Source organism: Pseudoalteromonas sp. CNC9-20 (assembly GCF_022347875.1).
GTDB classification, from domain to species: Bacteria; Pseudomonadota; Gammaproteobacteria; order Enterobacterales; family Alteromonadaceae; genus Pseudoalteromonas; species Pseudoalteromonas ruthenica.
On the sequence record NZ_JAKRFS010000003.1, the window covers coordinates 463,971 to 488,606 of the forward strand.

The following is a 24,636-nucleotide window of genomic DNA, read 5'->3' on the forward strand; positions in this document are numbered from 1 at the left end:
AAAACATTACGAGAAGCCTCTAAATTAAAGTTAAGATTTGTATTTACTGTAAACAATTCTATATAGAACAGGCAAAACAACTAAAGTAAGTAAAGTAGAGGAAATAATCCCTCCAATTACCACCGTTGCTAATGGCCTCTGAACTTCAGCCCCAGTTCCGACGTTTAATGCCATAGGAATGAAACCTAAGCTAGCAACCAAAGCGGTCATTAATACAGGGCGAAGCCTGATAGTTGCACCTTCGATAATTGAGTTTATTAGCTCTCCTGTTTCAAGTAATCGCTGTTTAATGAATGACAGCATCACCAGTCCATTTAATACAGCTATCCCTGAAAGAGCGATAAATCCAACAGCAGCAGAAATTGAAAGAGGCATGTCTCTTAACCACAAAGCCAATACGCCGCCTGTAAGTGCTAAAGGCACACCACTAAATATGATCAGGGCATCTTTTATTGAACTAAATGCTATGACAAGCAGTGTCAAAATTACAAACAATGTGGCAGGTACTACGATGGATAATCTTTGCGTTGCACTCTCAAGTTGCTCAAATGTTCCGCCGTACTCAAGCCAATAACCAGCAGGCAATTCAACATTTTGTTGAATTTTTTGCTGTGCCTCTTGTACGAATGAGCCTAGATCTCGGTTTCTAACATTTGCTGTAATTACAATTCGTCGCTTACCATTTTCTCGGCTTATTTGACTTGGAACTGTCGTATAATTTAACTCTGCAACTTCGCTTACAGGTACAAACTCACCACTTTCTGTCGCGATTGGCAAATTACCTAGCTGATCAAGGTTGGCTCTCAACAGCTCAGGATATCTAACTACAATTTCAAATCGACGATCACCTTCGAATATTAACCCTGCGCCTTCACCTGACACGACTGTTTTTAACCAAGACTGTAAGTCGCTTGCATCCAACCCGTATAGCGCTAATGCTTCAGGCTTGGGGTTAACGGTAAAGATAGGCACGTCATCAACTTGTTCGAGCCGCGCATCAGCAACACCTGAAATTGTATTGAGTGTAGCCAAAACTTCTTGTGCAGAAATGACAAGTTGGGATAGATCATCACCGTAGAGCTTAATCCCTAAATCAGCTCTTACTCCGCTAATTAATTCGTTAAATCGCATCTGAATTGGTTGAGTAAACTCATAATTATTGCCGGGAATAGAGCTGAGATCTTTTTCCAGCCTTTCAACAAAATCCTCTTTCGTTAAATTAGGGTCGGGCCATTGCTCTCTCGGCTTTAATATCAGAAAAGTATCAGTCACATTTGGCGGCATCGCGTCTGTCGCAACTTCTGCTGTGCCCGTTTTTGAAAACACCGTAACAACTTCATCATATTTCATAATTTGTTGTTCAAGTACCTTCTGCATTTCTACAGCTTGGTCAATACCCGTGCCCGGAATACGCATCGCGTGCAGTGCAATGTCACCTTCATTAAGTTGAGGAACAAATTCAGATCCTAATTTACTACCAAGTAATATGCTAAATGTCACAAGTAAAGCAGCGCCGCAAACAACTAGCCAACGTAGTTTTAAAGCCCACTTCAAAACAGGACTATAAACTGACTTAGCGCCGACAATTACTGGACTTTCTTTTTCGCTGATTTTGCCTTTCAAGAATAAAGCAACCGCAGCGGGGACTAGCGTGAAGGTAAATACCATTGCAGACAATAGAGCGATTATCACCGTTGCGGCCATCGGATGAAACATTTTGCCCTCGACACCCGATAAGGTAAACAAAGGTAAATAGACAATCGTTATGATCAATACGCCAAAAACACTAGGTCGTATAACCTCATTGGTAGCAGAATAAACAATGTCTAGGCGTTCTTTCAGGGAAATGACAGAACTATTTCGTTTTTGGCTTTCTGCTAACCGCCTAATGCAGTTCTCAACGATTATTACCGCGCCATCGACAATCAATCCAAAATCTAAGGCTCCCAGACTCATTAAATTCGCAGAGACTTTGCTTTGAACCATGCCCGTGATTGTTGCCAACATTGCCAAAGGAATTACTGCGGCGGTAATCAAAGCGGCGCGTATGTTACCCAGTAATAGGAACAATACGAAGATAACCAGTAATGCACCTTCAATAAGATTTTTCTGTACGGTGCTAATTGCTTTATCAACCAGAGTTGTCCTGTCATATAAGGGAACTATGGACACGCCTTGAGGTAAACTGTTTTGGATTTCACTAAGCTTGTCACCAACAGCCAATGCCACCGAGCGTGAATTTTCTCCTACCAGCATCATTGCGGTGCCAATCACACTTTCCTTGCCTTCCAGTGATGCAGCTCCTGTCCTTAGCTCTTTTCCTATCGCAACTTCGGCGACATCTTTAACTTTTACAAGTGTGCCGTCGTCGCTTTTTATAATGACGTTTTGGATGTCTTGAATAGATTGCAACTGAGCTTGTGAACGAACAAGAATTTGCTGTCCGCTTCTTTCGATGAATCCAGCCCCTTGATTTGCATTATTTCGCATTATTGCATTTGATAGTGCTTCACTGGTAATACCGAAGTGCAACATCCTTAACGGATCGGGATTGATATGGTATTGCTTTTTATAGCCACCAATTGCATTGATTTCCGTAATCCCTTTAACCAATGCAAGTTGTGGTTTCACTACCCAGTCATGGATCTCCCTTAACGCCATCGCATCATAGGGTAAGCCATTATTCTGCTTTGCACTTTCGTCGGCAGTTATACTGTACATGTATATTTCACCGAGGCCCGTAGCAATTGGTCCCATTTCTGGTTCAATGCCAAACGGTAGTTGCTCCTTAATTGCGCTAAGTCGCTCATTGATTAGGTTTCTGGCAAAATACAAATCTGTGCCTTCTTCAAACACAACAGTCACTTGCGACAGGCCATATCGAGAAAGTGAACGGGTATAATCCAGCTTAGGTAAACCTGCCAAGCCCGTTTCGACGATAAACGTAATCCGTTGCTCTGTTTCCAAAGGTGAATAACCTTGAGCCTGCGTGTTTATTTGTACCTGTACATTGGTTATATCTGGCACAGCGTCAATAGGTAGCTTCTGATAGTTCCATATTCCTAAAGCGATGATAAACAAGGCCATAAGCAACATAGTACCACGTCTACGGATAGATAATTCTAGTATCCAAGCGATCATATTTTCACCTCGATAATACTGAAGCCAATATGTAGAGGACAAAAAGGTCGGAGATTAGTGTTCATGTCCAGCCTCCGATTTTTTTAGATCAGCAACTAGCAGATAACTGTTCTTTACAACCACACTTTCGCCGACGTTCAAACCGTCGATGATAGCAATATTGATAGCGTCTGAAGCGCCAGTTTTTACGGCGCTAGGGTGGTATTCATTGCCTTCTTTAATAAAAACAACATCTTTGCCTTCAAACTCTTGAATGGCTCCTTTTGGCACAACAACTGGAGCAGAGTGTTGACTGGTCGTAACCGCACCTTTAATTACAGTGCCAAGCGGCCACTTGTTGGTTTTGTTATCCAATTTTACAAATGCCAATGAGTATGGCTTGCCGTTTAGTGATGGTGTTAAATAGCTAATTTGCGCACTTTGATTAAATTCAGTGCTATGAATTAGCACCTGCTGGTTAGCGTTAACCTTACTTAGCTGAGTAGGAAACACTGATAGTTGTGCCCAAACCACGTCAAAATTGGCTATTGTCAGCAAGTTTTCACCATTTGTAAGCTCGCCAATATTGGCTTGCCTAGCGACTATACGCCCAGACATTGGTGCTTTTATCGAATATTGATTTAAGCTCTCATTGGATTCAATCACTACCAACGTTTCACCTTTTTTGACCTCTTCGCCGAGATTGACTTTTACTTCCTTAATAACACCATCGAATCTAGCGTTAACGTGCGCAAGTGAGGCAGGATCGGCAACGATTTTTCCATATACAACTTCTTCGTTATGAATAACACCGCTAGTTGCTGCTACTGTTTCAATGCTGTTTTGTTTAGCCATCTCAACAGACATAGAGACTATTTCATCTTTGTGTTCTTCACTGGCTGAGGTCGTGATGGAGGTGAAACCAATTACAGCAACAAGCATTAATTTGAAAAGGCTGATTGGTGAATTTAATATATTTTTCTTTTTCATGATTAATTCTCAATAAAGCTTGAAAGTTGGCTTTCTGTATTGCCGGAAGAAATTAATGGAATGCCTGATAAGGACTCAATGGAGGCGCTTTGTTTGTGAACCTCACTTGCGGCAAAAATAAGCGCATATTGCATCTCAATAAGCTCTTTTTGAACTGAAACTAGCTCTAAATAACTAAAGCGCCCGTCCGAATAGGCTTTTTGCACTAATGACAAAGCACTTTCTTGAGGCGGAATAATACTGGTTTGTAAGGTTTCAACCGTAAGGCGAGCCTCTTCCTGAGCCGCATAAAATGTCGCTAATTGGCTGTAAATTGCTCGCTCACTGGCTTTCCGTTGCTGCTCAACTTCATCGAGTTTTGCTTTTTGAGATTGATAGCTGCCTCTATTTCTATCACTCGTAAACAGAGGGACGCTAATTCCTGCAACCAACGCAGTCTCATTGCTACCTTCAAGTCTTTTCACACCTGCGCTCCACGTTATATTAGCGTGGCTTTGTGCGTTGATTGATTGTAATTGAGCTTGCTGAATTCTCGATTGCTCTGCATAAGCTAATATATGAGGACTTTGAGAAAGTTGAGCCATGATGTATTCGAGTGATATTGTTTTGGGAAGTGCAAATAAATCGCCTGATACACGAGAGAATTGCGGTGATTGTTCTCCCCACATAATAGCTAACTTACGAACACTGGCCTCTAACTGCTTGGAAATGGTTAGCGTCTTTAGTCGAGCTGTTGCTAAAGCTGCATCAGCTCGTTTTTGCTCTGATGACGGTGCCGAACCAACACGAACTTTTTTGGAGACAGTTTGATAGGTTTCTCGTGCTAGCTTTTCTGCATTTTCATTGACGAGCATGATTTGCTGTAACGTCAAAACATCGATATAGCGAGCTGCTACTTCACCCAAAATATCGAGTGTTTGTATTCTTTTTTCAACAGCTATTGCTTGCTGTTGGGCATTAACATAAAGCTTTCTGCTATTTACCTTATCTCCCAATTCCACCACGGAAGATATTGATAAGGTAAGTTCAGCGTCGCTGAATCCAGATACATCACCTGTACCTGCAAAGTTTTCCAATTCAGCGCTGACGTTATATTCAGGTTTTAACCCTGCGGTAGCTAACTCGCCGTCTAAACGCTTTTGTTTGTATTTAAAAGCTGTTAGCTGTGGGTTGTTTGCAAGTGTTCGTTGTATTGCCTCTGACAATGAAACTGAATCAACAGTTAAGTCATTTGCAAATACATTATTAGTTGTCACTAAAAACGACAACAGAAGCAACCGTTTTACTTTCTTCCAAGCAAGTACGGGGGCCTTAAAATAAGACATATTCATATTTTGTCCTGTTTATTTTATGAAACGAGCGTTGGCTTCACCGCCTAACGCGCCAATTAAATAAAAGGACTAACTTTTGGGAGGTCGAAGTAATCTGGAAGGGGGAGCTTCAATGACTACTTTTAAATAATCAAATACCTGACTTGATTTGAAATCAATGTCTCTACTGATGTAAACATGCGTAGCAAACTGTACATGCGAGCCATTGCAGTGTCCGCAATGATGACAATCAGCGGGGTTGTGTTGGTCATTATCTGCTGATGATTGTATTAATTTTTCAGAAGAAATGTGGTCATCTAAAGCATGAACATGCTCGGTTTTTATATGCTCGGAATCAACAATATGAACATCAGCAACTTTTGCCACAGCAGAAAATGACTGAAGTAATATCAGCACTATCATGATGTATGCAGGGAATTGTTTAATATTCATTTCGTTTCAACTATCTCTTAGTTATGCCAATGTTAACACTATCGTTTAGCTTGCGTCACGACATTGCTCGTCTATGAACTCTATTTCAATTGTTGTATGAGCAAAATCAAACTCTTTAAGCTCCTGTCGCAACTCTAGCTTGTACGATTTCAGCTCTTCGTTAGATATTTCAGTGTTTAAAACAATATGGGCGGTTAAAACGTTGTGTTCACCATCAAGTGACCAGATGTGTAAGTGATGTACTTCACCCACAATGGCTTTAGAAACTATTTTCGATTTAATATTTTCAATAAGATCAATATCTGGTGTCGCTTGCAAGAAGAGCATAAGTGTCGTTTTCAGTGTTCTTACAACATTAAATAAAATAAAAAGGGTAAACCCAATTGATAAAATAGGATCGAGTATGGGCCATTCAACAAACATCAATACGATTGATACAATAAATATAGCTATCCAACCTAAAACGTCTTCAAGCAAGTGCCAGTTTAAAACTCGTTCATTTAAGGTCTTTCCATGACTTAGCTTATAGGCAGCGTAACCGTTTACCACCATGCCAAAAATAGCTAATAAAAGCATTCCTTCGACTTGAGGCATTTCGGGGTTAGCTAATCTTGGTATGGCCTCAATTAGTATAAAAACAGAACCAACAGTTAATACCAAACCGTTAATCAATGCGCCAAGCAATGAAAAGCGCTTGTAACCATATGAAAACTGGCTAGAGGCAGGCTTGTTACTGAGCTTATTTAATCCCCATGCGGTGCCTATGGAGATGCTATCTCCTAAATCATGGATAGCATCTGCCATGATTGCCGTACTATTGGTTAACCAACCTCCGATAAATTCGATGATGGTAAACGTGAGGTTTAGAAAAAAAGCCCAGCCAATGCGTCTCGAAGCGTCCTCATCATTGTGAGGGTGATCATGACCGTGAGAGTGGTTATGCATGTTGAGCCTCGGCGGTTACATTTTTTCTTCTAAGCCTTTGTACATTCCAATTAATGATATGACGGATAAAGTTTTGGTACGCCCAACGTTTAATACCCGTTAGATTGGTTCCCTGCTCAGCATAGAATTCATCGGGTGAGTCATAAAAGCCAAAGTCGTCGTGTATGCCTTCTTTTTGAATATAAGTATCTTTACCAACCCAGTTCGTCTCTGGGTTACTTATGCAGGTAGTAGCTATTCCATAACCACAAAAATTATCTTTAGCTTGACTGAATTTGGATTGAATTGAACTTAGGTAAGCTTCGTCGAGAATGAAGCCTTCTAAATTGATCCACTTACCTTCATAGAGCACTTCTACCCAGCTATGGATAATGGATTTTGGGGCAAGCCAAAATACATAAGAAGGAATAGCGCCTTTCTGAAGCTGTTGGTCAATCGTGAAACCATGAAATCGGCACTGAATACCAAGCGCTCGGAATAGAGCCATTAACAAGTTTCCCTTGGTATTGCACTGTCCATAGCCATCCGCTAAAACTTCACTCGCAGATATATCATCGCTGCGGTTGTAACCAAACTGAATCTCATCTTTAACAAAGGTGTAAGCAGCTCCTATTGTGTTGTATTCATCCATTGTATTCCAATTCCGATCTGCTATTAGAGATTGGATGCTGTGATCATCTAAGTCTAATATTTGTGTTTTCTCTAAATAATTAGCACTCATTATCCATCTCCTTTAAGAACATGATTTTGATTTACTTCCACTACAGCTATTGTTTTCGCTTGTTAACTCTGCGTTGCTCAGCTCTTTCTTCGCATCAGTAATAATCAGGTAAGCCCCTCTTAAAATTAGGGTTGCAATCACACTACCAATCACAATGTCAGGCCAGCGAGAATCAAGTAGCATCACTAAAACACCAGCAGCAATGACCCCCAAGTTTGCGATCACATCGTTGGCTGAAAATATCCAGCTTGCACGCATATGGACTTCACCATTGCTTTGCATTCTGATTAAAACTAAACAAATGACGTTTGCTATTAATGCTACAAAACCAAAGCCGATCATGAACCAAGAGTGAGGCTCACCTTCTCCGAGTCTTCTTACTATGTCAAAGATTACCAGTATTCCGAGTGTCAGCTGAAAGTAACCGCTGATAAGGGCTGCATTGGCTTTATGCTTTAAAGATCGGCTCACGGCATATAGAGCAATACCATAGACAATTGCGTCAGCCAGCATATCCATTGAATCTGCTATCAAAGCCGTTGAGTTTGCATATAGGCCCACAGTAATCTCAACGCAGAACATAACCGCATTAATACCTAGCAACCAATACAGCACATGTTTTTGTTTCGCATCTTTTAGTTCGACTTCGCAACCACAACCACTCATTGCACGGCCTTAGTTATTTGCTTGATAACTTAACTATAAAGTCTATAGTGACTATAGAGTCAAGATTTAGGACTAAAGTTTTATGAAGATAGGTGAACTTTCAAAAACGACAGGGTGTTCGATACAAACAATTCGGTATTACGAGAAAGAAGGGTTGCTTTCAACTCCTGAACGTACTGAAGGGAATTACAGGTTATACGGTGAACGGGCTTTAAAAGAATTAGAGTTTATAAAGCATTGCCGAAGTTTGGATATCCCTCTAACAGATGTTAAACGCCTTATGGAACTGAAAAATAAGCCAGAAGAAAGCTGTGCAAGTGTTAATAAGCTCATTGCTCAACAATTGGCCTTAGTTAACAATCGAATGAGAGAACTCAAAGCACTAAAAGCTGAGCTTCAACAAATGGCAAGTTTGTGTACAACTGAAAACACCATTGAAGCGTGTGGAATAATTAAGTCACTTGATAGTTAGAATTGTCATTCATTTTCTATCCGTGTTGTGTACGAATAACTATATTTTATTACGTTCATGTACGAAATTTATTTAATGTACTTTCGTTCACTTGATTGTTAAGATGTACGAAAGTTACAGGTTTCGTACATATGAAAGTTGGTTTTGCAAGAGTCTCAACTAAAGAGCAAGATTTAAATATTCAACTGTCCAAGTTGGACGCTCATGGCTGTGAAAAAATATTTCAAGGAAAACAGTCAGGTGCTTCCATTAGAAATGAAGAAAAGCTAAAGGAACTCATCGATTTTATCAGGGAGGGTGATGAGGTAATTGTTACTCGCCTTGATCGGCTAGGCCGATCATTAAAGTCTATTCTTGAGGCTATTGAAAGTATCCACAAAAAGGGGGCTTGTTTAAATATTATCGACGGCTCTCTCAATACTAAAAATGATAATCCGTTTGCCACCGCCATGATCAACCTATGTGGAGTATTCGCTCAACTTGAGCGGGATCTTATAAAAGCCAGAACCGCAGAAGGTCGCGAAGAAGCGAAGGCTAAAGGCAAACATATGGGTAGGTTGCCTGCTTTATCAGACAAACAAGCGAAAGAATTATATAAAGATAAATTAAATGGTGAATCGATCTCTGCATTAGCGAAGAAATATTCTGTTAGCCGCCCGACGGTTCATCGAACTATTGAAAGAATGGAACAAAAAAATAATAAATAAAAGGAGATGTTATGTGGTCTGATAAAGAGTCAAAAATTGACTTCTTAAACTTTAATGAAACGGCTGAGTCGATTAAAGATCTTATCACTGAAAAGGAATTAATGCCTATTAGTATAGGTGTCTTTGGTGATTGGGGCGCTGGAAAATCCACGATTCTTGAACTTACCAAAGCATCTTTGGAAACTGATGAACAAGAATATATACAAGTGCATTTCGATGCATGGACTTTCCAAGGATACGATGACGCTAAAGCAGCGCTATTAGAAACAATTGCATCTACTTTAGTAAAAAAAGCAGCAGACGATAAAAATCTAAGTGCAAAAGCAATAGAGTTTGCTGGACGAATAGATAAGATCAGACTGATGGGACTGCTAATGGATGGTGGTGCAGCATTAGCTGGTATACCGACTATGGGTGGTATACAGAAGATCATGGGACTATTCAGTGGTGGTGACGATGGTGAACTTGATGTTGATGATGTAAAAGGTGCTGTCGATGGCGCTAAGGATGTTGCGAAGAAAAACAAAGGTTTGATCAAAGATAAGAAATCATTCTCACCTCCTAAAGAAATTAAAGAATTCCGAAAAGCATATTCTGATCTGTTAAAGGAGTTTGATAAGCCACTTATTGTCTATGTCGATAATTTAGATCGCTGCTCTCCATTTAATGCCATTTCAACACTTGAGGCGATCAGATTATTTCTATTTTTACCAAATACCGCATTTGTCATTGCCGCCGATGAAGACATGATCCGTTTGGCAGTACCTGAATATCACAAAGGTGCATCTCAACGACATCAAACTGATTATTTAGACAAGCTTATTCAAATTCCTGTGCATGTACCAAGGCCCGGTGTTCTTGAGATAAGGGCATATTTAATGATGCTCACCGCTCAAGACCACGGAGTGACAGATGCTCAGTTAGAAGCGATAAGATGTGCCCTTGAAGAATCATTAAGGCTTTCTTGGAAACAACCACAAATTACCGTTGATGAGCTTCTTCAGGATCACGATATCGAAAAGCATTCAGGACTCAGAAGCAAATTTGTAGTTGCTGAACAGTTAGCTCCACTATTAGCTGAATCCACAAACATTAACGGTAACCCTCGCATAGTTAAGCGATTACTCAATCAAGTTAAGATGAGAAAGAAAACGGCTCACCGTCGAGGAATGCAGCTTGACGAGAAAACTATCACTAAGCTGGTAATTTTTGAGAGGTGCTTAGGCACTCAGGCTACTAACAAGCTTTATGAATTAATTGATAAGGAAAACGGATATCCAAAAGTTTTAGCGGATCTCGAAAATTCAGAAGTTGAATTTGATGAAATAAAGTTACCTGAAGAGTGGAAACTCGACCTAGCTTTTATTGATAAATGGTCAAAATTACCTCCAATGTTTACTGAGATGGATTTGACCCCAGCGGCATACCTTAGCCGAGAAAGCATTCCAATGGGTGCTGTTAATGCGGTAATGTCGGGAGCTGCTCAAAAACTTGTAGAAGAATTAATGAAGCAAAAGGTAAGGGTCAGTGGCGTTAACTCTACTGCGATTACCACAACTCCGAAGGAAGAGTACATGTCAGTCATGGATGGTTTGATTGAAAACTTTAAGTTGATTGGTGATTGGACCGAAAAACCAACAGGCATCTATGGAGCCGTGTTACTTGCCAAGCAGGATGATAAATGTTGCTTAAGTCTTCTTACATTCTTAAAAAGCTTGCCTCGTCAAAGGTGGCTCAATCCAATCTTAAAAGAACTAGAGGGAATTAAGTAATATGGGTACGTCCGCATCGTCTACAGGACCGAATAACAAGAGTCCGCTAATTCCATCTTGGGCAGAGCAAGGAGATCCCGTCACAATAGAGCCTGCATCAGGTACTGATGGGGATGATCAAACTGGTTCTGATAACAATCAATCTGATGATCAGAATGACCATACCAACGATATTGACAATGACAAGGTTCAACAAGAAATCGGTGGTTCGCCAACAGCAACGCCACCTCCAAATAGGTTTGCCAGCGCCAGAAGAGCATTTGGTAAATATGCACAAACAGGTGGCTCAACCTCAGATCTAAGGCGTTCATTAAAAAGTTACTCTAGAAAAGGCTCTGGCGGAGGTAAAAGCACAAGCCGGAGACTAGCAAGCGGTATAACGGCTGGTTCTGGATTGCTTGGTGTCATGCGTGGCGACACCGTAACGGTTAATAATCAAAGCTTATCATTAGGTGATCTAACTGGGTTATCGACTGACCAAGCAATTGACAAAATTGCTAGTCATTTGGCACCTGATAATGCCGATTCGGATGCTGTAAGAGTTGCGTTGGATTACGCACTAGAGGAAGCATTACCCGATACAGAAGAATTTGACCCAAACAGTTTTACTGACGAAGTTATTCAAGAAGCCATAGGCTGTTATTTAACAGATCTTATTTTTCAGGATGTGGTTGAAGGCATGGGCAGAGCTTGGTTTCATGTTGAGCCTGCAAGTAAGCATCATCAAATGGAAGTAGAATTAAGGGAATTAATAAAAGTGATCACACAAGAGCAGTTAGACAAAGTAACTAATGGCAACCCTAGTACTATTAGCAAGGAAAATATTACTAAAATTCAAGCTGATGCAATTGCAATGACAGTGGATGAATGGGAGAGTTTTGATGACTAATTTTTATTTTAACCATGACCCAGCTAACTTGCCTGATTTTTCTGAAGACTGTCATCCTGTCCAAATGTTTCACACGCATCAAAATGACATCACTAAGCACAGCTTAGTGTCAAAACAACTACTACAAACAGTTCGTGATTTAGGATTGCATGTAGATGCTGATGCAATAGATCTGATAACAATTGCAACCGCCGTTACCGCCGCTGATACATTTGAATTGAGGGATAATGCAGAAAATGCATGGGCTAGAAAAATGCACTTGCATGTTCCTGTTACCGATGAGGATATGTGGAATACTGTTGAGCCTGAACTAAGTTCTTTGCTCAACTTTCTAACGGGCGATCAATGGCAGTTTACTTTTGAAAAAACAACTATGCCGATGCCGACTCCTAAAACAAGTGAGCAAGCGAAAGCAAAAGCAAAATCATTAATTGGACTCAACTCAGTCTGCCTTTTTTCAGGAGGTCTTGATAGCGCAGTTGGTGCAATTGACATTTTAAACGGAGAGTCAGCCTTAAAACCGCTTTTGGTTAGTCACGCTTATCGTGGTGATGGCGCAAAACAGGAAGATATTAAGCAATTATTGTCCCCGCCATTCGGCGAATTGTCCTATTCAATGTCTCCTCATATTATCAAGCAGTTAGAAGGTAAAACTGACATTAGCATGAGGGGAAGAAGCTTCAACTTCCTAGCTATGGCGGTACTTGGTATATCAGCCTTAAGAAATGCTAATTGCGATAGCAGTATTGAAACTATTGTCGTCCCTGAGAATGGCTATATTTCTATAAATCCACCGCTTACCAGAAGACGGATTGGTAGCCATAGTACTAGAACTACTCATCCTAATTTTCTAAGCAGGCTTGAATCTTTGCTTAGAGACACTGGGTTTCATGTCAAATTTGTAAACCCCTATCAATTCAAAACTAAAGGTGAAATGTTAGCGGAATGTGTTGATCAAGACGCAATTAGAAAAGCAGTTCCTCTGAGTGTTTCTTGTAGTCATTGGCACAGAGAGCATAAACAGTGTGGGCATTGTGTACCTTGCCTTATTCGAAGAGCGTCAGTTTTTCATGCTGGTTTTACACAAGATGCGCCATACAAGACAAAGCGGTTGAGAGGTCTTATTAAAGAAAAAGATACTCGCGATGATCTCCAAGCGGTTCAAACTGCCATTATCCGGTTGAAACAGACTGACAATTATCGTTCTTGGCTTCGAAAGTCAGGACCAATACCACAAGATAAAGATATACGAGAAAAACTAGAATCAACTATTAAGCGAGGATTAGCAGAGGTTGAATTATTTCTCCAAGCGGATAAATCATCATGATGGATCTTCATTGCCATGTTGATTTATATCCAGATCATAAAGAGGTATTGAACGACATAAAAAGCAGTAATTATTACGTGCTATCAGTAACTACGGTGCCTTCAGCTTTTGAAGGTACTGTTCAGTTAACAAGTGGCATAAAACACTGTAAAACGGCTTTGGGGCTTCACCCTCAACTTGCTCATTTAAGGAAAAATGAACTACCTCTATTCGATAAGCTAGTTGATAGAACTAGATATATTGGAGAAATTGGGCTGGATGGCTCAAAAGGTTATGCTGATTACTTTGATGATCAATTAGAGGTTTTCACGCATATTTTGAAAAAATGTGAAGACTTTGATAACAAAATACTAACTATCCATAGTCTTAATGCGACAGGTGAAGTACTTGAACAACTTAAGTTATACCCCAATGCTGGTACTTCTATTCTTCATTGGTTTTTAGGTACTAAGAAGCAAGTTCTAGAAGCCGTCGAGCTAGGCTGTTTCTTTTCTATTGGGCCAGCCATGCTTACTTCAGCCAGAGCTAAAAAAGTAATATCGTGGATACCTCAAGATAGGATTTTACTCGAAACTGATGGCCCTTTCGCCAAAGTGGCGGGGAATATTCTGTTTCCTTCAAGTGTTGGCACTGTTACTGAATATCTGGCTGAAATTTGGTGTAAAAATAAGGCTTCGATAATTGAGCAACTGTCAGCAAACCTTAGGTGTTTAACATCAGTCAAGTAACTAATTATACGTCACGTAATCTTATAACAATTTTATTCAGGTTTAATCGATTTGTTTGAAGTATTTGTATTAGCTATAGCACTCAGTATGGACGTGTTTGCAGTATCCATAGGCTTAGGTTCTAAAAAAGTAGCAAATGCTGAAAAACTCTTTATTAAAGCCGTTGCTTATTTTGGATTTTTCCAAGGCTTTATACCTCTTTTAGGCTATTACAGCGGTAAAGGATGATCATCTTGGATTGAAGATTATGCACCTTGGATAGCTTTTATTTTGCTATTATTTATCGGTGGCAAAAATGATTTATGAGTCCCAATCTGAAGGAATTGAAGAAGATATTGCTAATGTTACTCATCGTGTGCTATTTGTTCTTGCTATTGCCGCCAGTATTGATGCAATGGCGGCAGGTTATGCAATCACATTGCTTGAGGTAGACATAGCCGTAGCTTGCTTGATAATAGGCGTCACGACGTTTGCCTTTAGCTAGATTGGTGTGAATATCGGCGAAAGAAGTGGCGTATGGCTGGAGTCTAAAGCTGAACTATTTGGTGGTTTAGTGTTAATCGCAATCGCATTTAAGATATTACTTGGTTGGCACAGAACCACCGAATACTAGGCTACTTACCTGAGCAACATGCATTGCCTTCTTGAATAGGAGGACACTTAACTGTTCCATAAGAGCAGTAAACGCAACAATCACCATTGAACGGTTTAAGTAGTGCTTTACAGCTTTCGCATTCGTAATACCATTGGCAAGCGTTTGTAGGCATGGTTTCAACTTTGCTAAATCCACATTCAGGGCAAGTTATCTTAGATTTTAATTCTATACCTTGCATACTGGTTCCTTAATGGGCTTAACAATATCTAAAATAGACATTACGACCATCCAAATGATCCCAAAGTAAAATAAGTAAGTGCTCCAGTCGTATTGCCATAAAGGATAAAGGGTCAGCAATACTGCAATTGGGCCAATGACACTTAAAATGCCTCTTAATGACTCTCGATGTTGATACCAATTATAGAAATTAACTAACAACGCTAGTGAAGCAAATAATGGCAATAAGGTGTTCACCGCTATCCCTTCAAAATGTGAAAGAAAACCTAACCCAAGCGCAGATGCCAATGAGCCGAGCGCAGGAAAACATGCTGTGCAACTAAGGGCGGCTAGCCAAACGCCACCAGAACCTACTTTATCTAGAATTTTATTGATCATAACTATCTACCTCAATTTTTAAGGTAGTATAAACTCCGTACATAAGTACGGGGTCAATAGCTATTTAAGTGAATTTATTACCGGGCAGGATTGAGGGTCTTGATTGGCCTTGCAAGAATCTGTCATATCTTGAATTACTTTCTCTAACCGCTGTAAATCAGCAATTTTATTACGGATGAGATTAAGTTTTTGCAATCCCATCGATTCTATATCAGCGCAACTGCTACTTAGTGACATCAGTGATTCAATTTCTTTCAGCGTAAACCCTAATGCTTTAGCTTTCAGAATAAATTTGAGTTGATTAGCGTGTGTCTCGTCATACTTTCGATAACCTGATTCGGGTTTTGGAGGCTGCTCTATTAAACCTTGGCGCTCATAAAAGCGGATCGTTTCAACATTGATATCTAAATCTTTTGCCAGTTTTCCAATGGTTCTCATAAACATACTCTTTAGAAGCAGAGACATCATTATACAATTAATGCGGATTGCCTAAACTCAATTTTATTGCATGAACGGGGTCGCTAAGCGTCCGCTTTGTAGAATTAAGTTCACATATCCAGATCACTCTGACCGTCTCTTGTTCGCTCTTGCTGCCTGTCAGGTGAAGTCTAAACCTAATCAACAAAACTGTAAGATGAGATATGAGCTACTACATCTAATCTATTGTTTCGTTGAAACTAATTCAATAATTTCACCAGTAGACGTATCCACTCTTATTTCTGTATGTTGCCCTGAGTGCTGAAGTTGATTTTTTAAATCAGCATTAATCAGTTTGAGCTTATCTATTTCAGCGTACATTTCTTGTAATCGCACCAGTAGCTTTTCAAAATCCTTATCGATTTCCTTAGGGTCAATCTCGTTTTTTTGCTTTTCTTTAGCAAGCTTGCTTTTTAGTTCGGCTACCTTTGTTCTGAGTTGTTTTATTAAATTATCTTTATTTTTTTCTTCCCAAGTTAATTGAGCTTTTTCAATATTTTCTCGTAACTTTACCCATTTTTCTTCTTCTTTAGATAGATTTGCAATATTTCTTTTAGCTCTCGTTGCTACTGCATTTTTGGTTATCTTGCTGCCATCAGATTTCATCTCTTCAAAAGCACGTTTTATATCATCGTATGCGCTACTCATGCTTGTTCTCCTTGGTTTGTATGCGCTTTGCCTTCATCTAATACATAGTCAGCTGCTGCTATATTATTTTTCCAGTGAATAGCAAATAGCTCGTAATCTTCTTGCTCTTCTTTGGTTAATGCCGCATATGCCTCTAGTTTCTGCGTTGCTTCTTTTTTTATTATTTGCCAATTGACCTTGTGGCGTTTGGTAATGATTTTACTACCACAATACACACAGCCACTAGGGATTCCTGCTCCTTTTATCTTGCAAGCTTCTCCCGCAGTGCAGTACCCCGTAGGTAAGCCACGTATGTTTTTAATATTTTTGACGAGAAATTTTTTCAGTTCTTCAATTGAACTGAAATGGATCTGCTTAATCACAGTCGAATCTTTACTTTGACTATCAGTAATACCTATTATCAGATCTTTAGATGTTTTATTAATTTGCTCACCAGCACCACCTTTAAGTGATTGTGACTCGGCTTCATCTATTAACTCTTCTGCAACACGGTCAATTAAAATCTCATTAAACTCTTCAGTAGTTTTAATTAAAGTTGTTGAGGCCAAAAATGCTCTTCGAGTATAAACAAACGTCATTAGGCTAGTTAAATGTTTAAATTGATATCTAATATCATCAAGCTCACCTAATTTATTGGCAATGACAAAGTAGGCCAACGTATGTCGAAACATGTGAGCGGTTAATCTAAACGTATCGCCTTCTTCGTATGGGACACCTCTATTCTCTCCTCTAACTTCTTTGTAGTTAGATTCAAGGCGTTCAAGCTCTGCTATATCATCATCGTCTAGAGTTAAGTCAAAAAGCTCAATGTTTTCACTGTTTTTAACCTCAAATTTTGTGAATCGCCCAGTATCGCTAAAACTAACACTACAGCTACTATGTGAAACCCCGAAAAGACGGTTTCTTTCTAACCCTTCTTTCAAATTGTGTGCTTGACTACTTGTTATATTGGCTCTGCATGAAGAAAGTACAGCTTTTGCCCTTTCTTGCATACCGATCACATATTTTTCGTAAATACCAACACACTCATGTACTTCAGCGTTTGAAAACCATTCCATCTCAACCTTACTGTTGTCGGTTTTGGTCATAATTGCCGTAATGTAATAAATATCATCTTTGTAATTGGCACAGCCAACCTTGCATGTAAGTACTTCGTTATATCTCATACCTGTATAGGCCAAGATATTAATGTATGTGGCTAATTTTAAATCTTCTAATTCTTCGGATAATTGAATGAATTCCTCTTCATTGGGTAAGTTTCTTACATGTTTTGCTATTAGCTCACCTGTATTCATTTTGGGCGGTGGTTCAATGGAGCCTTCATGTAAACTATCTATTAAGCGTGCATTTAATTCTAGCCATCGTTCTATCTTATCCTTAGAGTTTTCAACTATTTTTTCTGCAAACTTCAGAATTTTTTTCATTACTTTAGTAGGAATGACAGGGTGCGAATAAGTGACTGGTCTCGGATGGTGTAACTCGTTTAGTTGGTTAAGCACATCAATAAAAACACTACACACCTTAGGGCCAAAAAGACGAAAGCTTCGTTGCACGTCAAATAGTTTAGTAAATGAGTGTGATTGTCTGTAAATAGCTATTTTCCCGACTTCATATAAATAGTCTTTTATGAGATTCCTAATAACTAAGTCAGATTTGAACTCCAACTCATGAAATGAGTGATAACCTCTTTGTCTTAAGAAGGCTGCAATTAAATTTAGATACGTTACATCATTTTGAAGTGTAGAGATTTTTAGAGGTTTACCGCCTACAACATCACCATGTGTGAGTTTAATTAGTGAATAAATTCGAATTTGATATGCTAATTCATCAACACCTTTAAAATTCACATTTCTTTGCGTTTCTTCATAGCTTATCCAAGTGTCATCGCCAAAGTGAATAGTGCCATGTTTAGCAATATTCAATGCTCTGTTTTCCCACAAAGCAATCGAATTAAAAGCGCTAGTATCATCAACTTTAAAATCTTCTAACACCTGAACCAAAGGTTTTATAGTGATTTGACCTGTATGTGTTTTTACAACAGCGATATCAAGTAGTTTTGTTTTAGTTATCTCTTTGGTCATAGCAAACCTGTGTTTTTCCAATGAGGATGAATACCCTCTGTTCTCAATAATTCTTTTCCATCAATCACAGCTTGAGCATTAAGCTTGGCAATATCAGTTAATATTTCGTTAACTCTATTTTTCAACTGCTCTATGTTTTCCAGTTGCTCTGTTACAGAGTCAAATGTTGCGGCTGAGTTTTCCATATCAGCAACAACAAAATCCCGGTATGACAAAAGTTTCCAAACATGCAATGCGTCAGCAACACAGCGATAGAACGGACACCACAAGCATGCGTTAAAGTCGGCACATGCATGCTCGTTTGTATCTCGCTGGTCTAATAATTTCCTGTTTTGAGATTCGAATGCCACTACTGCGGATTTATCTTTTGAGTTAATGCATGTGCCATTCGGGACTTTTTTACCGTCTTCTGGTGGAGTCTGCAAAATGATTACTTTGTCGGTAACATCGCGAACAAAATAGTCTGCCATTGTTTTTGTCGCTCTGTTGATTGTCATTGCAACATCTTTGTTATCTTGCATTAAATAATGACGCAAGAACGTTTCATAAGAGTGCTTGCCAGCTTTTTGATACCACTTAAATTCTTTGGCAACTTTTCGGTAAATGTAGTTAAGCCCTGATTTTCTGATCTTTTGCGAATTAAATACGATATCACACCCAAGCTCAGTCAATATCCTATCTATAGAGGTCTTGAAACGTGATGCTGTTAATAATTGAATCTTTACTTCTCCAATACTATTTACTTTGGGAAAAACAAAAATTCTTTTTGATAGGTTCTCAATAGAAGGGCGGTAAATAGACGTAAGTCTAGTCGCAGCCTTAATATCAAATATTACTGGTTCGACAACGTCGCCGTATAAGACGCCTTCTTTTTCTAGATCTTCGGCTTTAATTTCAAATTTATGCCATTGAGTTTGATAATTAGCTCGGCGTTTAAATAAACGAAGAGCAGGAGTTTTACTTGAATGTAATGGCGTGTTAAAGAAAAATAAGTCGTCAGTATCAAGCTCTAGCGTAGGAGTTGAATTCCAACCAGTTTTCAATATGACTTTTGCTGCATAAAGTGTAACTTTGTCTTTAATTGTGAGTAAGGTCTCAGAAAGCCCTTTTTCTATGTAATATGCTAATTCTACTACTTCTCTATATGAGTAGAGTTTATCTTGATTCTGAGATAGTTGCTCTTGATGTTGTGCAGTTAATTCGGTGTTGACCGGAAAGCTTTTAATAGTATCTAGACCATAAAACGATAGTAATTTGTCGATAGCGCTCTGATATTGATTACCAACAAAAACCGACAAATCGCCTTGTTTTGATTTTAGTTGAATTGCCTCTCTTATAGCCTTTAGTATCTCACAGTTATTTTCAACAAAAGCATGAACCCCATGACTGGCAATAAGCTTCATTTGTTCATCTGTTAATGATGATGCATTTTCTTTCAATGCTCTAGCCATACTACCTATGTAACCTTTGAGAGTGACGATACCTATGCTCTCGCCATCAATTCGCTTTGTAAAAACTTTATGGTATTCGACTAGGTTTTGATAAAATTTATAGGCATTGTCATATACCCACTCATGCTTCTGCCATTCGGTAGTGTCACTTTCTTTAAGGTAATAGCCCAATGAGTAGGGTAATAAACTTTCCTTTGCGATTTTTTCACCCGTAACAAAGTGGTAAAGGTCCAATGCAGCGTTTAGTAGCAGTAAAAACTGCTGGTTATTTTGAGTTTCTTCTTGGTAATGCTTATAAAGGTATTTAAATCCCTGAAGGCCATTTTCTGCAAACCCTTGAATTCCACGCTCACTAAGCAGCTTAATTATTGGTGATGCTACGCTACCAGCACTATTCAACCACCTTGGAAATGATAAAGTTGAGGATCTAACTCTTGTTGTATTAGCTTCCGAAGCGCTTGCTATCTGATTTTTCAAAAAAGCATCAACTTCATTGCCAAATTTGGATGATATGCTTTGTGCATACCCTATTACTTCGGCTTCAGTTTTAAATTGATTGACTCTAGCTTTACCCCACACATCGGGTAGTATAAATTTTAAAAAAGTACGGAAGTTGTGATTGCATATAAATGATGAAACGAATTCCCTATCCTGTAATGTTGCCAATAATGGCAGTTTGACGCGTTCAGTATTCTTAAAAGTATCATGTAGACAAAGATTTATAATAGCTGTCGCAGTTTTGAGGATATTGTCCCTAATAGAAGAATCTTTGAGGCTTAATTCTGGAAGGACGAGATAGTCCAGATATTTATTTAGTAATTTACGAATCTCTTTTACTTGATGGAATTCAAGTTCGAATAATTTAGTTATGTCGATTGAAGTAGCCCCATTTACTAGCCTAAAAGGAGCGTTGATAGCGTTATCATAAAAATGAAACTTAGCTAAGTTTTCTAAGGCTTCTTCTATACGAGTAGCATAACTAGGTAGCTTGACATCATTTATTTCGTTAATGCAAAAGTATTCCAGTTCTTGCCAAATTTCAAAGTCTGATAGAGCATTTAATCCCGAAGTTTGAATTGATGTCGCAGTATCTGTACTAACCTTATTAAGGGCTAGAGGAAGAGTATGTTGTAAACTGACACAAGCATTCCGCAAGCGACTCATTGAAATAGCAGTGTCGTCATCTGCGCTAATATTGTTTTCTTTGTCATATGCCCTGTTAAATAAAACGTCTAACTGTTTGGCTAGAACAATTGAATGAGGTTTAAATCTAGCAGGAATACGATTGGACTTCCGCGTTTTAACTTGCTGCTGCATCTTCAGCCTCACGCATCAGTAATTCGTCAACATCACCGTAGATATCTTTCACCCACTCTGACATTGCTCCGTATGCATCCACTGCTACACTTTTGGCAAAGTCGATGTAACGTTTGGTTGTTTTAAAACTTTCGTGACTCATCAAGGTCATTAGTGTCTGTCTGATGGAACTCTCCGATTCACCTTTGTCAATTAGGTATTTAGCGACATAAGTAGCAAAGGTAGCGCGTAAGTCATGGAATGTGCGTAATAGTATTTCTAATCCCTGCTTCCTTTGTTCTTTTCTAACTATGGAAATAGTATTCCCCGGTGTATCTTCGCTTATCCGCGATCCTGAACTATTCATAAACAAAGGAAGCGGATGTTCACTATTGTCCATACCATGATTAGTCTCATGTTTGGTACGTCGCTTCATATTTTGAATTGTCAAAGTGTGATTGTACAAAAGCTTCATTAGAACTCGCGCTATTGTTAATCTCACTGGCTTATGTCCTTTTCGTACAATGTTCAATTTTGGAATACGTTTCTCGTTTTCTTTTTCATCAGGATCAAAAAGGTCTTTCTGGTCGATGGCTGAAATCTCAAAAGAACGAAGTCCACCTAGCAAAGCACATTGCAAATAAAGCTTATAAGTCTCTTTTTGAGCCGTATCCGTCTCCAGCAACTGTTTAAGTTCTTTTGGAGAATATGGTTGTAGATCTTTTTCGGGTGAGTCTTCCTTTTGTTTCAATGTATTTGGAATGCTCAAATTACTAACCCACTTCCATAAGCCTCCAGAACGTGTGTTGCTAGTAGGTAATTGAAACAATGAACTTACACTTGATTTAGCTTTCGATTTAATACGTACCTGTTTGTATTCAAGTGAGAAGGGGAGGCTATCTATAGCCCCGCGCTTATGGCTCCATATATAGAATGCTTTAACAGCTCTAATTCGTTCTTGAGCGCTGTTAAAGCTTATGCGTTTAGACTTATCTTTGGTTTCGACTCTTTCACATAAATGTTTGTGATATCTCCACACAGGTAACCTAGAAATATCATCATCTACAGATTGTTTTGAAAGTGGTGCAGCTATTACTTCAAAATAGGATGCATCATCTTTATCCAACCAATCTAAGAAAGCTTTTAAGTGCTTAGCTATACTGCAAACAGACTTAACATCTAATGGCTTTCCCGGTTGGCTGGCATGATAAGCGTCACTAAAAGCCTCATTGTCTATTTGATTCTTTTTGAGACTGAAATGACCTTCAAAGCGGTGCATTAAAAATAAGTTCATTTCTTGGCATTCGGTGAAGCGAGTCGGGTGATATAGCACTGGAAAATTAGGTTCTATTTTATCGTGCCTATATGAGTGAGTTCTGATGCCTTTTTCAGTCTTAATAGGTTGCCCTGATTTATCGAGATGAAAAGACATTCCTTTTCCAAAGTTGACTGATGTTTTAATTATTTTAGTTTTTGTTGTATTTCGAAGTATCATTTTCGTTCACCTTTGATTCTTAGCTAGAGTATGTGTGTAAAAGCTTTTTTGTTCAAGTTTATTAAGGGTATGATAGTATTATATCAATTCGGGGGTGTTGCTTGATGAGAGTCAGAATTTAACAGCCTCACAGTTGAAAACGATCATCACGCGCTGCGGGGCGGGCACTAAATTGATTTGTTCGGGGAATCTGGCGCAAATAGACAGTAACTATCTGACCCCAGTGACATCGGGTTTGACCTATATCGTTGAGCGCTTTAAGCATTTTGAGGGCAGTGCCACCGTAAATCTAAACGGTGTGGTGCGCAGTCGCCTTGCTTCATTTGCTGAAGAAAACCTCTAAGCATACAAGCTAATTCACTGTGTATGTGGCTAATTTCTGCCATATATTCAGTGAATTGTTAGGTATTTATGTCTAAACTGGGTAAATACGTTAAATAGCGGGTAAATTGCAGCCTAATTCATTCTTTTGTATTGGTTCTGCAAGCAGTTAAGACAAACTAGGGCAAATAAATGAGGTCAGCACGTATTCTTGTTGTCGATGATGACGAGTTAAATCGGGTGGTTTTGGAGAAAACGCTGAGCCCCAAGCACAAAGTGTTTGGTGTCGAAAGTGCTGAGGCCATGTTTGAGTGGTTAGCGACCAACAGTGTTGATCTGATCTTGCTGGACATCGTCATGCCCGGTATGGATGGTTACGAAGCGCTGCGTAAGCTTAAGCATGATGAGCGCACACAGCCTATTCCTGTCATTATCATTTCCGCCAATGATTCTCTCGTTGATGAAGCCAAAGGCCTTGAGCTCGGAGCCATGGACTACATAACCAAACCCTTTGGTAGTGCCATAGTGCGCGCGCGCGTTAAAAACCAGCTGACTATCAAGCAAAAGAACGACCTATTAGAGATGCTGGCCAGTATCGATGGCTTAACCGAAATCCCCAACCGCCGTTATTTTGATGAACAGCTCTCGCGGGAGTGGCGGCGTAGTGTCCGTGCTGGGCTGCCGTTGTCTGTGGTGCTCATTGATATTGACTTTTTTAAACGCTACAACGATCACTATGGCCACCAACGCGGTGATGAGTGTTTGAAGAAAGTGGCTTCAACCTTGGTGGCCAATTGTCAACGTGGTAGTGACTTCGTCGCTCGCTATGGCGGTGAAGAATTTGCTGCTGTGCTGCCAGGGAGTGAAGAGGGGACGGCCATGGCGTTGGCACAAAAGCTAAAACGCGTTATAGAAGAGCTTAACGTGGCGCATATAGACTCGCCTGTTGCTGACCATGTCACTCTCAGTATAGGGGTGTCCACCTATCCAGGTTTTGGTGACGCGCAATCGGAATCACAGCTTATTGAGCGCGCTGACAAGGGTCTTTATAAAGCGAAGCAACAAGGGCGCAACACCATTGTATTTTTCGCATAAGAAAAGCCACCCCTGTGGGTGGCTGAACGTTTATAGCTTATTGATAAGCGCTTGGTAGGCGCTGTCACCTACACTGACTAAGGCGCCATCAGCAAAAACCAAAGGAGTGCATTCGTCCTTTGAGATTTTGCCATCAGACTTTTTACTTTGCGTGGCGTAAAATAACACTTGGTAGTTGTCTTGTTGATGACGGAAAGATTCACTGAAATCTGGCGTTCCCAAAGAATTTTTCACTTGCGCAAACCCCGTACCTAGCTGCAAGTCAGCAATATATGTGCGGTTGTCTTTTTGTTGCTGCTGCCAATCACTGCCAGCCCAGCGAGCATCAGCATCGCCATCATTCACTGAGACAACACAGCCTCCCAGTAAAGGAAGGGCGACTAAAGCGGCAATAAGTGTTTTTTTCATTGTTATATCCGTTATTAAGTATTGTTAACACCTAGGTAAGATAACAAATTTAAT

General features: G+C 39.5%; 22 protein-coding genes and 2 pseudogenes. 9 read left to right on the forward strand and 15 right to left on the reverse strand.

The annotated features are described in order from the left end of the window. Positions 1-30 precede the first annotated feature (30 nt). The 7 genes from MHM89_RS09270 to MHM89_RS09300 all read right to left on the reverse strand — a co-directional run bounded on the left by MHM89_RS09270 (position 31) and on the right by MHM89_RS09300 (position 8,205). On the reverse strand, positions 31-3,141 hold the full coding sequence (locus MHM89_RS09270) for a CusA/CzcA family heavy metal efflux RND transporter (protein WP_016708236.1): 3,111 nt from the start codon (positions 3,139-3,141) through the stop codon (positions 31-33). Between the two features lie 54 nt (positions 3,142-3,195). Beyond that, positions 3,196-4,110 carry an efflux RND transporter periplasmic adaptor subunit gene (locus tag MHM89_RS09275; protein ID WP_239408655.1) on the reverse strand — a complete coding sequence of 305 codons (915 nt, stop codon included), beginning with the start codon at positions 4,108-4,110 and terminating at the stop codon, positions 3,196-3,198. Between the two features lie 2 nt (positions 4,111-4,112). Beyond that, positions 4,113-5,441, reverse strand: coding sequence for a TolC family protein (locus tag MHM89_RS09280; RefSeq protein ID WP_029216105.1), 1,329 nt, complete (start codon positions 5,439-5,441; stop codon positions 4,113-4,115). A gap of 69 nt (positions 5,442-5,510) precedes the next feature. Then, positions 5,511-5,873, reverse strand: a complete 363-nt coding sequence (locus tag MHM89_RS09285) for a hypothetical protein (RefSeq protein ID WP_016708233.1) — start codon at positions 5,871-5,873, stop codon at positions 5,511-5,513. A gap of 45 nt (positions 5,874-5,918) precedes the next feature. Then, on the reverse strand, positions 5,919-6,818 hold the full coding sequence (locus tag MHM89_RS09290; RefSeq protein WP_016708232.1) for a cation diffusion facilitator family transporter: 900 nt from the start codon (positions 6,816-6,818) through the stop codon (positions 5,919-5,921). Then, positions 6,811-7,539, reverse strand: a complete 729-nt coding sequence (locus tag MHM89_RS09295; RefSeq protein ID WP_016708231.1) for a transglutaminase family protein — start codon at positions 7,537-7,539, stop codon at positions 6,811-6,813. Before MHM89_RS09295 ends, MHM89_RS09290 begins: the two co-directional genes overlap by 8 nt. 12 nt (positions 7,540-7,551) lie before the next feature. After that, positions 7,552-8,205 carry a cation transporter gene (locus tag MHM89_RS09300; RefSeq protein ID WP_016708230.1) on the reverse strand — a complete coding sequence of 218 codons (654 nt, stop codon included), beginning with the start codon at positions 8,203-8,205 and terminating at the stop codon, positions 7,552-7,554. A gap of 82 nt (positions 8,206-8,287) precedes the next feature. On the opposite strand from MHM89_RS09300, the gene cadR reads away from it, so the two are divergent. The 7 genes and pseudogenes from cadR to MHM89_RS09335 all read left to right on the forward strand — a co-directional run bounded on the left by cadR (position 8,288) and on the right by MHM89_RS09335 (position 14,713). Next, positions 8,288-8,677: a Cd(II)/Pb(II)-responsive transcriptional regulator gene (gene cadR / locus MHM89_RS09305; protein ID WP_016708229.1), complete on the forward strand. Its 390-nt coding sequence runs from the start codon at positions 8,288-8,290 to the stop codon at positions 8,675-8,677. Between the two features lie 131 nt (positions 8,678-8,808). Beyond that, positions 8,809-9,384 (forward strand): recombinase family protein, encoded by a 576-nt coding sequence (locus MHM89_RS09310; RefSeq protein WP_062566150.1) that lies wholly within the window; start codon positions 8,809-8,811, stop codon positions 9,382-9,384. Positions 9,385-9,395: 11 nt separating this feature from the next. Then, entirely contained in the window at positions 9,396-11,156 is a 1,761-nt protein-coding gene (locus MHM89_RS09315; protein ID WP_082079326.1) for a P-loop NTPase fold protein, read from the forward strand. Position 11,157: 1 nt separating this feature from the next. Then, positions 11,158-12,045: a hypothetical protein gene (locus MHM89_RS09320; RefSeq protein ID WP_016708226.1), complete on the forward strand. Its 888-nt coding sequence runs from the start codon at positions 11,158-11,160 to the stop codon at positions 12,043-12,045. Beyond that, positions 12,038-13,372, forward strand: a complete 1,335-nt coding sequence (qatC, locus tag MHM89_RS09325) for a Qat anti-phage system QueC-like protein QatC (protein ID WP_239408656.1) — start codon at positions 12,038-12,040, stop codon at positions 13,370-13,372. Before MHM89_RS09320 ends, qatC begins: the two co-directional genes overlap by 8 nt. Next, entirely contained in the window at positions 13,369-14,100 is a 732-nt protein-coding gene (gene qatD, locus MHM89_RS09330; RefSeq protein ID WP_016708224.1) for a Qat anti-phage system TatD family nuclease QatD, read from the forward strand. The genes qatC and qatD overlap by 4 nt, the downstream gene beginning before the upstream one ends. A gap of 51 nt (positions 14,101-14,151) precedes the next feature. Continuing rightward, a pseudogene (locus MHM89_RS09335) lies at positions 14,152-14,713 on the forward strand (manganese efflux pump MntP family protein). A 1-nt stretch (position 14,714) separates the two neighbouring features. On the opposite strand, the gene MHM89_RS09340 reads toward MHM89_RS09335, so the two are convergent. The 7 genes from MHM89_RS09340 to MHM89_RS09370 form a co-directional block, all read right to left on the reverse strand. Next, positions 14,715-14,933: a GDCCVxC domain-containing (seleno)protein gene (locus MHM89_RS09340; RefSeq protein WP_119854000.1), complete on the reverse strand. Its 219-nt coding sequence runs from the start codon at positions 14,931-14,933 to the stop codon at positions 14,715-14,717. After that, positions 14,921-15,310, reverse strand: a complete 390-nt coding sequence (merC, locus tag MHM89_RS09345; protein WP_016708222.1) for an organomercurial transporter MerC — start codon at positions 15,308-15,310, stop codon at positions 14,921-14,923. Before merC ends, MHM89_RS09340 begins: the two co-directional genes overlap by 13 nt. Positions 15,311-15,370: 60 nt before the next feature. Beyond that, positions 15,371-15,748, reverse strand: coding sequence for a MerR family transcriptional regulator (locus MHM89_RS09350; RefSeq protein WP_016708221.1), 378 nt, complete (start codon positions 15,746-15,748; stop codon positions 15,371-15,373). Between the two features lie 222 nt (positions 15,749-15,970). Continuing rightward, positions 15,971-16,435 carry a hypothetical protein gene (locus MHM89_RS09355; RefSeq protein WP_016708220.1) on the reverse strand — a complete coding sequence of 155 codons (465 nt, stop codon included), beginning with the start codon at positions 16,433-16,435 and terminating at the stop codon, positions 15,971-15,973. Next, positions 16,432-18,516: a hypothetical protein gene (locus MHM89_RS09360; protein WP_016708219.1), complete on the reverse strand. Its 2,085-nt coding sequence runs from the start codon at positions 18,514-18,516 to the stop codon at positions 16,432-16,434. Before MHM89_RS09360 ends, MHM89_RS09355 begins: the two co-directional genes overlap by 4 nt. Next, entirely contained in the window at positions 18,513-21,284 is a 2,772-nt protein-coding gene (locus MHM89_RS09365; protein WP_074988938.1) for a hypothetical protein, read from the reverse strand. Before MHM89_RS09365 ends, MHM89_RS09360 begins: the two co-directional genes overlap by 4 nt. Beyond that, positions 21,268-22,758, reverse strand: coding sequence for a site-specific integrase (locus MHM89_RS09370; RefSeq protein ID WP_016708217.1), 1,491 nt, complete (start codon positions 22,756-22,758; stop codon positions 21,268-21,270). The genes MHM89_RS09365 and MHM89_RS09370 overlap by 17 nt, the downstream gene beginning before the upstream one ends. 85 nt (positions 22,759-22,843) lie before the next feature. On the opposite strand from MHM89_RS09370, the pseudogene MHM89_RS09375 reads away from it, so the two are divergent. Both MHM89_RS09375 and MHM89_RS09380 read left to right on the forward strand, forming a co-directional pair. Next, positions 22,844-23,101 (forward strand): annotated as a pseudogene (locus tag MHM89_RS09375) (PhoH family protein); the annotation flags it as partial. Positions 23,102-23,271: 170 nt separating this feature from the next. Further along, entirely contained in the window at positions 23,272-24,174 is a 903-nt protein-coding gene (locus tag MHM89_RS09380) for a diguanylate cyclase (protein ID WP_022946340.1), read from the forward strand. A 30-nt stretch (positions 24,175-24,204) separates the two neighbouring features. Here the strand turns inward: MHM89_RS09380 and MHM89_RS09385 are convergent, their stop codons facing one another. Then, positions 24,205-24,582: a DUF3192 domain-containing protein gene (locus MHM89_RS09385; RefSeq protein WP_022946339.1), complete on the reverse strand. Its 378-nt coding sequence runs from the start codon at positions 24,580-24,582 to the stop codon at positions 24,205-24,207. Positions 24,583-24,636 lie beyond the last annotated feature (54 nt).